This is a genomic window from Curtobacterium sp. L3-7 (assembly GCF_048756585.1).
GTDB lineage: Bacteria > Actinomycetota > Actinomycetes > Actinomycetales > Microbacteriaceae > Curtobacterium.
Window position 1 is genome coordinate 958,878 of sequence record NZ_CP151474.1, and the last position, 12,126, is coordinate 971,003.

Annotated in this window: 11 protein-coding genes; 3 read left to right on the plus strand and 8 right to left on the minus strand. The window is 71.3% G+C overall.

The window, feature by feature from the left end; translation table 11 throughout:
- Nucleotides 1-32: 32 nt before the first annotated feature.
- Nucleotides 33-2,168: an MMPL family transporter gene (locus tag AAEP80_RS04875; RefSeq protein WP_420366179.1), complete on the plus strand. Its 2,136-nt coding sequence runs from the start codon at nt 33-35 to the stop codon at nt 2,166-2,168.
- 4 nt (nt 2,169-2,172) lie between these two features.
- Nucleotides 2,173-2,823, plus strand: a complete 651-nt coding sequence (locus AAEP80_RS04880) for a GntR family transcriptional regulator (RefSeq protein ID WP_420366180.1) — start codon at nt 2,173-2,175, stop codon at nt 2,821-2,823.
- A gap of 55 nt (nt 2,824-2,878) precedes the next feature.
- Here the strand turns inward: AAEP80_RS04880 and AAEP80_RS04885 are convergent, their stop codons facing one another.
- The 6 genes from AAEP80_RS04885 to AAEP80_RS04910 all read right to left on the minus strand — a co-directional run bounded on the left by AAEP80_RS04885 (nt 2,879) and on the right by AAEP80_RS04910 (nt 8,751).
- On the minus strand, nt 2,879-3,952 hold the full coding sequence (locus AAEP80_RS04885) for a 2-aminoethylphosphonate ABC transporter substrate-binding protein (RefSeq protein WP_420366181.1): 1,074 nt from the start codon (nt 3,950-3,952) through the stop codon (nt 2,879-2,881).
- Nucleotides 3,953-4,024: 72 nt separating this feature from the next.
- Nucleotides 4,025-4,819, minus strand: a complete 795-nt coding sequence (locus AAEP80_RS04890; RefSeq protein WP_420366182.1) for an ABC transporter permease — start codon at nt 4,817-4,819, stop codon at nt 4,025-4,027.
- Nucleotides 4,819-5,679, minus strand: coding sequence for a 2-aminoethylphosphonate ABC transporter permease subunit (locus AAEP80_RS04895; protein ID WP_420366183.1), 861 nt, complete (start codon nt 5,677-5,679; stop codon nt 4,819-4,821). The genes AAEP80_RS04890 and AAEP80_RS04895 overlap by 1 nt, the downstream gene beginning before the upstream one ends.
- Nucleotides 5,676-6,875, minus strand: coding sequence for an ABC transporter ATP-binding protein (locus tag AAEP80_RS04900; RefSeq protein ID WP_420366184.1), 1,200 nt, complete (start codon nt 6,873-6,875; stop codon nt 5,676-5,678). The genes AAEP80_RS04895 and AAEP80_RS04900 overlap by 4 nt, the downstream gene beginning before the upstream one ends.
- Nucleotides 6,872-7,576 carry a phosphonatase-like hydrolase gene (locus AAEP80_RS04905; RefSeq protein WP_420366185.1) on the minus strand — a complete coding sequence of 235 codons (705 nt, stop codon included), beginning with the start codon at nt 7,574-7,576 and terminating at the stop codon, nt 6,872-6,874. The genes AAEP80_RS04900 and AAEP80_RS04905 overlap by 4 nt, the downstream gene beginning before the upstream one ends.
- Entirely contained in the window at nt 7,573-8,751 is a 1,179-nt protein-coding gene (locus AAEP80_RS04910; RefSeq protein WP_420366186.1) for a TIGR03364 family FAD-dependent oxidoreductase, read from the minus strand. The genes AAEP80_RS04905 and AAEP80_RS04910 overlap by 4 nt, the downstream gene beginning before the upstream one ends.
- A gap of 146 nt (nt 8,752-8,897) precedes the next feature.
- On the opposite strand from AAEP80_RS04910, the gene AAEP80_RS04915 reads away from it, so the two are divergent.
- Nucleotides 8,898-9,635, plus strand: coding sequence for a GntR family transcriptional regulator (locus AAEP80_RS04915; protein WP_413600195.1), 738 nt, complete (start codon nt 8,898-8,900; stop codon nt 9,633-9,635).
- Nucleotides 9,636-9,706: 71 nt separating this feature from the next.
- Here AAEP80_RS04915 and AAEP80_RS04920 read toward each other — a convergent pair whose 3' ends face one another.
- Together AAEP80_RS04920 and AAEP80_RS04925 are read right to left on the minus strand one after the other, a co-directional pair.
- Nucleotides 9,707-11,224, minus strand: a complete 1,518-nt coding sequence (locus tag AAEP80_RS04920) for an alkaline phosphatase family protein (protein WP_420366187.1) — start codon at nt 11,222-11,224, stop codon at nt 9,707-9,709.
- Between the two features lie 106 nt (nt 11,225-11,330).
- Nucleotides 11,331-12,107 carry an IclR family transcriptional regulator gene (locus tag AAEP80_RS04925; RefSeq protein ID WP_420366188.1) on the minus strand — a complete coding sequence of 259 codons (777 nt, stop codon included), beginning with the start codon at nt 12,105-12,107 and terminating at the stop codon, nt 11,331-11,333.
- Nucleotides 12,108-12,126: the final 19 nt, after the last annotated feature.

A 12,126-nucleotide genomic window follows, 5' to 3' on the forward strand; every position in this document is an offset into this window, starting at 1 on the left:
AGCATGCTGACTATTGGAGTACGCTCATCGACGTGCCCCGCTTCCTCCGCATCACCATCCCCGCGGTCCTCATCGTCGCCTGGCTCGTCATCGCCTCGATCGGCGGGCCCTTCTTCGGGAAGATCTCCGAGGTCTCGACCAACGACCAGACCTCGTTCCTGCCGGCGTCCGCGGACGCGACCAAGGTGCAGGAGCGCGCTGCGGACTTCCGGGACCCGTCCGGAGCGCCTGCCGTGATCGTGCTCGAGCGCTCGGGCGGGTTCTCGGCCGCCGACACCGCTGTGGCCGCTGCCCTCGTCGGACGGCTCGGCGACCGCTCCGACGTCCAGTCGGTCAGCCCCGCGATCCCGAGCGACGACGGTGACGCCGTGGAGATCGTCGCCACGCTGACGACCGCGGCGGACACCGGGGACGCGGTCGAGGCGATTCGCGCGGACGTCGACGACGCGGTGCCCACGGGGATGCGCGGGTACGTCACGGGGCCTGCCGGGTTCACGGCTGACCTCACGGAGGCCTTCGCCGGGATCGACGGCATCCTGCTCGGTGTCGCGCTCGCAGCCGTCCTCGTCATCCTCGTCGTGGTCTACCGCTCGCCCCTGCTGCCGTTCCTGGTGCTCGGGACCGCGACGTTCGCGCTGACCGCGTCGATCCTCGTCGTGTGGGCCCTGGCGAAGGCGGGCGTCGTCACCGTCAACGGGCAGGTGCAGGGCATCCTGTCGATCCTCGTCATCGGTGCGGCCACCGACTACGCGCTGCTGTACGTGTCCCGGTACCGCGAGGCCCTGCGCGACCACCGCACCGGCTGGGAAGCGACGAAGGCCGCGCTTCGCGGGAGCCTCGAGCCGATCCTGGCCTCCGGCGGCACGGTCATCGTGGGCGTGCTCTGCCTGCTGCTGTCCGACCTCAACTCGAACAAGGCGCTGGGTCCCGTCGCGGCCATCGGCATCGCGTTCAGCCTCCTCGCCGCGCTCACGCTGCTGCCCGCGCTGCTCCTCGCCTTCCGGCGCGCGGCGTTCTGGCCGCTCCGCCCCGTCCACGGCAGCGCGCACCCCGTCGTCACCGGGCCGGACGCCACCGGGCTCTGGGCGCGCGTCGGCCGGCTCGTCGCGCGGCGCTCACGGGTCGTCTGGATCGTCTGCACCGTCGGGCTGCTCGCCATGGGCACCGGGCTCATCGGGCTCAAGGCGGACGGGGTCCCGCAGAGCGACCTCGTGATCGGGCAGTCGCAGGCCAGGGACGGTCAGGACGTGCTCGCCGACCACTTCCCGGCGGGATCGGGAAGCCCGGCGCAGGTGATCGGCTCGGCGGACCGGATCGATCGGCTGGCATCGGCGATCCGCGGTGTGGACGGTGTCGGTGAGGTCGTCGCGGTGTCGAAGGACTCCCCGTCCGGCACCGTGTCGATCGGGTCGTCGGACTCGCTGACGGTGTCCGACGGTGACGTCCTGCTGCAGGCCACGCTCACCTCCGCAGCCGACTCGGACGCCGCGGAGCAGACGATCAGGGACATGCGGACCGCGGTGGAACGCGTCGACCCGTCCGCGATCGTCGGCGGTGTGACCGCCACCGCCGTCGACACGAACGACACCGGCATCCGGGACCGGTCGGTGATCATCCCGGTGGTGCTCGTCGTCATCCTGCTGATCCTGATGCTGCTGCTCAGGAGCATCGTCGCGCCGCTCGTGCTGATCGGCAGCGTGATCGTGTCGTTCGCGGCGGCGCTCGGCGTCGGGGCGCTCGTGTTCGACCACGTGTTCCACTTCCCCGGGGCCGACCCGTCCGTGCCGCTGTACTCGTTCGTGTTCCTCGTGGCGCTGGGGGTCGACTACAACATCTTCCTCATGACCCGGGTGCGCGAGGAGACGATCCGGTCCGGCCCGCGCGAGGGCGTGCTCCGCGGGCTCGGGGTCACCGGCGGCGTGATCACGTCCGCCGGCGTGGTCCTCGCGGCGACGTTCGCGGCCCTCGGGGTGATCCCCATCCTGTTCCTCGTGCAGATCGCGTTCGTGGTCGCGTTCGGGGTGCTGCTCGACACGATCGTGGTCCGTTCCCTGCTCGTCCCGGCGCTGGCGTACGACCTCGGACGGCACGCGTGGTGGCCGTCGCGGCTGTCGCGTCGAACTGCCGACGATCCTGTCGCGGCGACGAGCCGACATGTGACACGCTGAGCGCATGCCAGTTCCCTCGACGCAGCCCGCAGCAGAGCGCAAGCTCCTCCGTGACACGGTGCAGGACAAGATCCGCGACGCCATCATGGACGGCACGCTCGAGCCGGGGGAGCGTCTGAACGACGACGACCTCATCGCGTGGCTCGGCGTCTCGCGCACCCCGATCCGCGAGGCCCTCGCGGAGCTCGCCCGCTCCGGCCTGATCGAGATGGCGCCGAACCGGTACACCCGGGTCGCCGCTCCGGCCAAGGACGAGCTCCTCGACGCCTACCGGACGCTCGGCGTCATCTACGGCGGTGTCGTCCGGCTCGCGGTCCCGCGGTTCACCGACGCCGAGCGCAAGAAGATCGTGAAGATGCTCGACGACGTCGCCTCGCGCGTCGGCAAGGAAGAGCAGTCCGAGGTCGCGCACGACGGAGCCGACCTCTACGCGATGTGGGCGGATGCTTGCGGGAACGCCTCCCTCGAGCAGCTCTGCAAGTCGACGACCGACGGGCTCGCGTTCAAGCTCCGCGTTCCCGAGCTCGCCGAACTCGTGCCGGCTGACGTCATCCTGCCGGAGCTCAGGAAGCTGCAGGACGCGGTCGTGGCGAAGGACCCGATCGCCGCCGAGCTCGCGATGGAGGCCGTGCACCTGCTGCCGTCGCGCGGCTGACGACACCGTCGAGCCCCCGCGCCGAGCGACGCGGGGGCGGTGGGACACGTGTGCGTCAGAGCGTCCCGGTGGCGGTGTTCCAGCGGTCGACGGTGTCGTCGAGGTCCTTCAGCACCGCGTCCCAGTCGGGACGGACGACGGTGACGCCGTCGAGCAGCTTCGTGACCTTCTCCGCCTCCGGACCGGTCGGCGTGACGTCATCGCGTGCCGGCAGCCCGCCGGCGACGGTGGTCGCTTCCTCCTGCACCTTCTCCGAGTAGAGGTAGTCGAGCAGCTTCTTGCCGGCGGCAGCATGCGGGGCGTCCTTGACGAGGCCCGCGACGTACGGCACCGACATGGTGGTCGGCTTGCCGTCCTTGCCGTCGAGGAAGAAGATCCCGAGGTTCGGCATCGACGCCTGCTGCGCGAGGTTCATCTGGACGTCACCGTTCGCGATCGACAGCTCGCCCTTGTCGACCTTCGCCGCGAGGGCGCCGGTCGAGTCGGACGGGCCGACGTTGTTCTCCTGCAGGTCCCGCATGTAGCCGTCGACGGCCTGCTTGCCGAGGACCTGCTGCGCGAGCAACAGCATCGCCGTGCCGTCGCCGGCGACACCCGGGGTCGAGTACTGCAGCTTGCCCTTGTAGTCGGCGTCGAGCAGGTCCTTCCAGGTCGTCGGGGCCGACGGCACGGACGAGGTGTTGCGGATGAACCCGATCACGTTGTCGACCATGGTCGTGTACGTGCCGTCAGCGGCCTTGTTGTCGTCCGCGACGTGCTCGGACCCGGCCGGCGTGTACTTCGCCAGGAGCCCCTGCTGGTCGGCCTGCTGGATGAACGGTGGCAGCGTCACGAGGACGTCGGCCTGGGTGTTCGTCTTCTCCTTGGCGGCACGCTGCACGACCTCCCCTGAACCCGCTTCGACGACGTTCACGGTGATGCCGGTGTCCTTCCGGAAGTCGGCGAACACGGTCTTGTAGAACGACGAGTCCCCGTCGTTCAGCCCGTCGGCGGTGTAGAGCGTGACGGTCTTCGAGTCCGAGCCGGAGCCGGTGCTGGCCGCGCCGGTCGCGGAGCAGCCCGCGAGGACGGCGACGGTGGCGACGGCGGCGATGCCGGCGGCGACGCGGTGGCGGGGGGATCGGTGCATGGACATGGTTCTCCCTGAGGCGGATGTGGGGGGGGCGGATGTGGGGCGCGGATGCGGTGGGTCGGGTGGGGGTCAGGCGGCCCGGCGCGCGAGGCGGCCGAGGCCGAGCAGCACGACGAGCGTGATGCCCATGAGCACGACGGCCAGCGCCGCGCCCTCGTACAGGTGGATGCCGCGGCTCGTCATCGAGAAGACCTGGAGCGGCAGCGTGCGCCAGGTCGGCGGCGCGACCATCATCACGGCGGTGAGTTCGCCCATCGACAGTGCCGTGCAGAGCGCGGCGGCGGCGATGAGCGCCGGGCGGAGCTGCGGGAGCACCACGGTCAGGAGCACCCGGAACCCGGATGCCCCGAGTGCCGCGGCCGACTCCTCGTAGCGTCGGTCGAGCCGTGCGACCGCCGCCGCGATCGGCTGGTGGGCGATGGCGCTGACGAGCACCACGTGGGCGACGAGGACGATCCACACGGTGCCGTTCAGCGGGACGGGGCCGGTCGAGAACGCGATGAGGATGGCGAGCCCGATCGCCACCGACGGCACGGCGACGGGCAGCAGGAACGCGGCGTCGACGACCGGGCGGAGTCGGGGGAGTGCTCGGGCACCGAGCGCTGCCGAGGTGGCGAGCGCAATCGCGATCGCGGTGGCGACGACGGCGGTGGCGAGCGACGCCCCGACCGCGCCGAGCGTGCCGGACTCCCCGAAGACCGCCACGAAGTTGCCGAGCGTGATCCCGGACGGGAGCGCACCCGACCACGACGACGCCAACGAACCGAGCAGCACGGCGCCGAACGGCAGCGCGAACACGGCGAGCAGCAGGGCGATCGCGATGGCCTGCACCGTGCGGCGGACGGCAGCGCTGCGGACCAGCATCAGCGCACCCCCGCCCGCGTCACGCGCCGTGCGACCAGGTACAACCCGATCGAGACGGCGACGTTGACGACCGCGGCGATGGCGGCGGTCTGGTACTCGCCGCGGCCGATCGCCTGGCTGTACACCAGGGTCGGCAGGGTCTGCACGTCCTTCGCCCCCGTGAACAGGACGATCCCGAACTCGTTGAGCGAGTACATGAGCACGAGCGCCCCACCCGCGGCGATCGCCGGCAGCACCTCGGGCAGCACGACGGTCCTGATGATCCGCCACGGCCCGGCCCCGAGCGACTCGGCGACCTCGACCTGGCGACGGTCGACGTTCTCGAGTGCGCCGAGCACCGGGCGGAGCACGAAGGGCGTGAAGTACACGACCTCGGCGAGGACGACGCCCCACTGTCCGTCGAGCAGGTGCACCGGTCCGAGGCCGATCGCCGCGAGGCCGCCGTTGACGACGCCCACGTCACCCCAGACGAACACCAGCGCGAGCGTGATGAGGAACGAGGGGAACGACACCGCGACGTTGAGTGCCCCGACGACGAAGCCGGTCCCGGGGAACGGCACGAAGGCGATGACGAGTGCCAGGAACGTGCCGAGGGCGACGCAGCCGATGGTCGTCAGGACACCGATCCGGACGGTGGTCCAGATCACGTCGAGGAACACCGGGTTGCCGAAGAGCTCGCCCCACCTGGCCAGGTCGACGGTCCCGAGGTCGTCGTGCACCGCGTTCGACAGCAGCAGGACGAGCGGGTACACGCCCAGGACCAGCAGCACGGCGAGCGGCACGAGCGCCGCCACGGCCGGACCGGCGACCCTGATGCGGGGCCGTGGGAGGGCGGGTGGTGCGCCGAGGACGGCGGTCACGGCATGCTCCTGGCGAGGGTTTGCCGGGAGGCTCGGCTCGGCCCGGGCACGGCCGCTTCCGCGGTCCCGTGGTCGGGTCGCACGGCCGTGGCCGGGTCGCGGACGACCACCACGTCGTGCGGCTCGAACCCGAACCGCACCGTCGAACCGACGGTCGGCGGCACGCTGAGCTCGAGGAGCTCGGCGGCGAACGACTGCGTGCCGATCGTCCCGGTGACGTGGTGGGTCGCCCCGCGCCACTGCACGTCGGTCACCGTCACCGCGATCTCGTTCGTGCCGTGTTCGTCGCCGCACAGCAGCCGGACGCGGTGCGGGCGGACCGACAGGCGGACGGTCGAGCCGCTGCGGACGGGCTCGACGAGCCGGAGCGCCGACGGTGCTCCGTGGACGAGGACCTCGTGGTCTCCGGCGACGATGCCCTCGAGGACGTTCGACGCCCCGAGGAACCGGGCGGTGAAGGCGTACTCCGGGTCGCGGTAGAGGCTCTCCGACGCACCGTACTCGACGAGCCGGGCATCGGCCATCACGGCGATGCGGTCGGCCAGTGCGAGCGCCTCGTTCTGCCCGTGCGTGACGTAGAGCATCGTGACGTCCGGGAGCTCACGGTGCAGCCGTGCGAGCTCGGCGAGCATCCCCGAGCGGAGCTGCGCGTCGAGCGCCGAGAGCGGTTCGTCGAGCAGCAGGACCGCTGGCCGGGGTGCGAGCGCGCGGGCGATGGCCACGCGCTGCTGCTGCCCGCCGGAGAGCGACGAGGGACGACGGTCCGCGAACGACGCCATCCCGACCATCGCCAGGGCCTCGAGGACACGCTCGGTGGTGTCGCGACGACGGACGCCTCGTGACCGGAGCCCGTACGCGACGTTCTGCGCGACGGACATGTGCGGGAACAGGGCGTAGCTCTGCACGACCATCCCGATGCCGCGGTCGCGGGGTGCGACCGATGTGACGTCTCGGCCGCCGAGGAGCACCTGCCCCGAGGCCGGCGCCTGGAACCCCGCGACGGCGCGCAGCGCGGTGGTCTTGCCGGCACCGGACGGGCCGAGCAGGGCGACGATCTCGCCGCGCGGGACGGCCATCGTCAGTGAGTCGAGGATCACCCGGCCGTCGTCGCCGCGGACCGTGACGTCCCGGAACTCGATCCCGGGGGCGGTGGACGCAGCGCCGTCGACGTCGCGACGGGCGCCGCGGACCGTCACCGTGCCTCCAGGACGGGGAGACCGAGCAGGGACGGGAGGTCCGCGATCGACGCGAGCACGTGCGTGGCCCCAGCGGCGCGGAGTGCGGCCTCGTCGTGCGCGCCCGTCAGGACCCCGACGGAGGCTGCTGCGCCGGACCGGACCCCCGACAGGACGTCGTTCGCGGTGTCACCGACGACCACCATCTGCCGTACGGACTCGGTCTCCGTGCGGATCAGCGCGGTGAGGGGCATGTCCGGGAACGGGCGGCCGCGACCGGCGTCCGCCGGCGTCAGCACCACGTCGACGATGTCGGTCCAGCCGAGCGACGCGAGCAGTGCCTCCTGCGTCTCGGCGGAGAATCCGGTGGTGAAGGCCGTCCGGATGCCCGCGGCGCGCAGCGCGTGGATCGTCTCCGCGGCGCCGGGGATCGGCTCGCACCCGCCGGACGCGACGATCTCGCGGTACGCGGACTCGAACGCGGCGTTCGCGCGCCGGGCGAGGTCCTCGTCACCGTTCGCCAGGTGCCGGAACACCACGATCTTCGAGTAGCCCATGGTGTCGCGGACGTACTGCAGCATCTCCTGGCGGCCGGCGTCATCGGCGGCGAGTCCGACGGCGGCGTCAGCGGCGAGGAAGGCGCGCTCGACGGTGCCGTCGTCGCTGACGGTGGTGCCGGCCATGTCGAGGACGACGAGCGTGATGGGGGTGTCGATGGTCATCGGGTCTCCTGGAGGGTGGTCGTGACGGGGCTCGACGGCAGGGTTCCCGCCGCGATGTCGACGGCGGTGCCGTCGAAGGTGAAGGGGGCGATGCCGAGTCCGGTCGTCATGCCGATCCCGCTCGCGACGGTGACGACGTGCACGCCCGGCTCCGGCTGCTCGATGACGAACTCGCGGTCGGGCGACGACGCGTAGACGCCCTGCCAGCGTTCGACGACCGGGACGTCCTCGACGCCGAACAGCCGCTTCGTCTCGCGGATGACCAGGTCGAACCCGGCTTCGGACTCGAACGGCGTCGCGTCGATCCCGCGCTCGTGGGTGTCGCCGAGGATGAGCGACCCGTCGACGTGCTGCGTGACCATCTGGTTGAGGTCGAACTCCATCCCCTCGGGGAGTTCGGCCCGCAGTCGGTCACGCAGTGCGTCGGCGCTCGGCTGGGTCGCGAACCCCGAGTAGCGGAGCAGGGACCAGCCGGTGAAGAGCGGGGCGACGAGGGGTGCGCGGAGCGCCGGCGTCGCCCGGAGCATGTGCAGTCGGCAGCGCACCAGACGGGCGCGCTCGGCGATCTCCGGGAACAGGCGGTCGAGGTCGTGGTTCGTGGCGACGACGACGGTCGCTGCGGCGATGTCCCCGCGGGTGGTGGCGAGGGTCCCGCTGGTCACGCCGGTCGCGCTGGTGCGCCAGCGGAAGTCGACGCCCTCGGCCGCCAGGAACGCGGCGATCGCGGGCGTCGCGGTGCGCGGGTCCACCTGCAGGTCGGCCGGGAGGAACGCCCCGCCGACGACCTCGTCCGGGGCGACCGGGATGCGGGCGGTGGCAGCGGTGGCGGTGAGCAGCTCGACCGGACCGCGGGTGGCGGCCGCGAACTCCTCCACGACCGCCAGCTCTTCCGGCCGGCGGGCGACGACCAGCGTGCCGGTCTCGCGGGCCGTGAAACCGGCGCGGACCGCGAGCTCGAGCCAGCGGCCGCGCGCCTCGTTCGCGAACACCGCGGCCGCTCCGGTCTGCGGGGTGATGCAGGCGTGGCCGAAGTTCCGGACGGAGGCGCCGTGCGGGCCGGCTGCGGCGTCGACGACGACGACACGGAGGCCCCTGCGGTGGGCTTCCCAGGCGTGGGCGAGCCCGACGATGCCGGCGCCGACGATCGCGACGTCGTGGTGGGACGTGGTGGACATGTCTGGGACGATTCCACACGATCGCGCCACATGGGTATACAACTACGGGATCGTCATGCTCTGTTCACCAGTTCGCAATACAACTCTCGTCGTTCGGGGCGGTGCGGCGAGCGATCCTCGCGGGTTGGCGTCTCTACGATCGACACGTGGCCGACTTCGTGTACCAGCAGATCGCGGACTCCCTGCGTGCCAGGATCCTTGACGGAGACCTCGCACCGGGGGACGACGTCCCGACCGAGGGTGACCTCGCGGTGCAGTGGAACACGTCACGCGGCCCGGTCCGCAACGCACTCGCCGAGCTGCGGAACGAGGGGTTGATCGAGTCGACGCGTGGACGTCCCTCACGCGTGCGGACGCGGCAGGTGCAGCAGCGCGCCGACGTGTACACGCCGTTCACCGCCTGGGCGCGGTCGTTCCACCGGACACCGGGCGGGCGGACCGAGGAGCTCGCGGTGCGGCGTGCCGACGAGCACCAGGCCGCTGCGCTCGGGATCGAGGTCGGGGACCGGGTCGTCGACGTCATCCGGATGCGCACGCTCGACGGGCGTCCTGCGATGGTCGAGCGCTCCACGTTCATCGAGCCCGTCGGCCGGCTGCTGTTCGAGTTCCGGGAGATCGACGAGGAGTCGATCACGGCGTTCCTCGCGACGAAGGGCCACCGGTTCGCGGACGTCACGCACGAGATCGACGCGGTCGCGGCGGACGACCTCGACGCGCGGCTCATGGAGGTCCAGCTCGGGTCGCCGATCCTCCGCGTCCGGCGCACCACCGTCGGTGACGACGGACGCGCGTTCGAGTGCTCCGACGACCGCTACCGGAGCGACGTCGTCCGGTTCACCGTCGCCGCCGCGGGCAACCCGTCCTTCATGCAGCCCCGCCCCTGATCCACTGGACACGTGACGGAGGCACGGTGCGCGCCGGGCGTGCACCGTGCCTCCAGGCCGGGCGGTGGTGACTAGCTGACGGACGGGGCGTCGATGGCCCAGTACCAGTTGTTGTCACCGTTGGTCAGCGACCACTGGACGCGCATCTGCTTCGCACCCGCCGGTACCGCGATCGTCTGCGTGTCGATCGACGCGATGTGGTCGGACGTGTAGGTCTCGATGTTCCTCCACGCGCCACCGTCGAAGGAGACGAGCACGGAGGCGGTCTCGTTGCCCTCCTTGCGGTAGTGCGACGCGAACGACAGCGTCGCCGTGGTCTTGCCCGTCACCGTGTACGGGGCCGACACGATGCGGCTGTTGAACGTGCCGGTGTGCGACTTGTCCGACCACTCGTCGGAGTCGGCAACGGCGAAGACGCCACGGGCGCGGACGTTGTCCTCGCGTCCCTGGCCGGTCTCGGTGCCGGTCCAGAACACGTCGCTCGCCAGTGACCAGCCCCGCCACTCGCTCACGCCGCCGGTGCCCATCCCGGTGTTGTCCACCGTCCACCCCGTGGGCATCGACTTGGTCCAGCCGAGGGTCGTCGCCGGGATGCCGGTCTCGTCGACTCGGGCCTGCAGCGCGCCGGCCTTCGTCTCGAACGGGTCGGTGGAGACCGCGTCGAGCGGGCGGCCGTCGAGCGCTCCGGGGATCGGGATGCCGAAGGTGTGCAGGACGTCCGCCGCGATGTCGACGTTCTTCGGCGCGACGGCCGGGGTCTGCTTCGCGATGCCGCTGCCGGTCTTCAGGATGAAGGACGAACGCTCGGCAGGCGTGCTGCCACCGTGGCCGCCGGCATCGGTGTGGCCGTGGTCGCTCGTCACGATGAACGACCAGTCGGCGGCGTCGGAGCGTTTCGCCACTGCGGCCCGGATCTGGCCGATGTACCCGTCGATCTCGTGGATCGCGTCGAGGTAGGCCTGCGAGGCGGCTCCCGATGCGTGTCCGGCCTCGTCGACGTCGTCGAAGTGGACGAACGAGGCGTTCGGGCCCGCACTGGTGACCTTCGCGACGGCGCGAGCCGCAGTGTCGGCGTCGCCCTTCGCGGCCTGGACGTCGTCGACCGCGCTCGTGATGAGGGGGGTGCCGGCCGAGCCGTCGACGATCGGGTTCCAGCTGACGTCGGCGAACGTCGACAGGCTCGGGTTCGCCTGCTCGAGCCGCGTCAGGAAGTCGGGGTACTGCGACAGGTTCGTCCCCGTGCCCCACGAGTTGCTGGTCACCCCGTGCTTGTCCGGCCAGACGCCGGTGAGGTTCGTCGCCCACCCCGGTCCGGAGAGCGTCGGCGCCATCGGGTCGGCGTAGAGGGACGTCTTCGACGAGTACCCGGACGCGATCATCGCGTCGAGGTTCGGTGCGTCGGCCGGTGCGATGCGGTCGAACAGCAGTCCGTCCACCCCGATGACGACGACGTGCTTCGCGGTCGCAGATGCGGCGGGCGCGAGTGTGTTCGGGGTCGTGGCGGACGCGACGGTCGGCACGCCGAGTGCGATGCCGGCGACGGTGGTCGCGGTCAGACAGGCCGCGATCGTGGTGCGGAGGTTCCGCATGTCGTGCTCCTTCGAACGGTGAGGGGCGGTTCGCCCGACACCATCCGAACCGAGTTCGGTATACAACGTGCGCCAGTTGCCTGAACGTGTGTCGACAAGTTTGCGGTCAGTGTGCGACGGCGCTGATCATCCCCAGCCCGACACTGATCCGGTCGGCCACCTCGATGAGGTCCTCGGCGAGGGAGTCCATGTCGCGGTCGCGGAGCTGCGTGACCCGGCCGGAGATCGACAGCGCTGCGGCGATCCGACCGGAGGCGTTCCGGATCGGCGCCGCGATGCAGAACCGACCGAGCGCGAGTTCCTGGTTCTCGACGCACCACCCGCGCGACGCCGACGCCGCGAGGTCCGCGGTCAGGGCGTCGTGCGTCGTGATGGTGTGGTCGGTGTAGCGGGGGAGCTCCGGGAGCAGTGCCCGTCGCTGCACTTCGGTCAGGTCGAGCATCAGGGCCTTGCCGAGCGCCGACGCGTGCAGGGGTTGCCGCATGCCGATCATCGTGTGCGACTTCGGCGCGAGCGATCCCTCGAAGTGACAGAGGTAGATCGCCCACGCGTCGTCGAGGACGCCGACGTTGGCGGTCAGGCCGATGCGGTGCGCGAGCTCCTGCGCTGCTGCACGGGACTCGCGGTGGACCGGGTTGTGGTTCAGGCCCTGGCTGGCGAGTTCGAGCACGGCCCGCCCGACCGAGTAGCCCTGCGTCTCCGGGTCGCGGCGCACGTACTCGAGCGACTCCAGCGTCGCGAGGAGCCGACCGGTCGTCGAGGTCCCGAGCCCGATGGCCCTGGCGATGTCCGACGCTCGGACACTCCCGTTCTCGGAGGCGCCGAGCGCACCGAGGACCGCCGCGGCGCGTTCGATGCTCTGGTTCGGAGGGGTGGTGGCCATGTGCCCATTCTGCTGGTCG